The sequence below is a fragment of the Pseudomonas sp. PME37.24/025 genome (assembly GCF_055556615.1).
Genome location: NZ_JBVHNK010000513.1, coordinates 1 through 230, shown reverse-complemented (window position 1 = coordinate 230; position 230 = coordinate 1). Strand labels below are relative to the sequence as shown.

Annotated in this window: 1 protein-coding gene; it reads left to right on the top strand. The window is 69.1% G+C overall.

Annotated elements, in window-relative coordinates:
- Positions 1 to 36: 36 nt before the first annotated feature.
- On the top strand, positions 37 to 230 hold a 194-nt coding region (locus tag ACZ3HH_RS31260; RefSeq protein ID WP_465810629.1), incomplete at its 3' end, for a hypothetical protein.

Below are 230 nucleotides of genomic sequence, written 5' to 3'. Positions count from 1 at the left end.
CCCGCGGGCTAACTCGAACGGATGGCGCGCACGAAGTTGAAGACCGAGTTCCAGATCGAGGTCGATGGACAGCCCTATGTCTGGAGGCTGCAGCGCACGCCGCAATGGTCCAGCGACCCGAAGGAACGCCGCGGCATGGGCATCGCCGTGCGTCACCGGGAAGGGCAGCGCGAAGCGGTGCTCGAGTTCCCGGTGGGCCCCCAGCCGAGGCTCGGCGCGCCGCGTCTGCA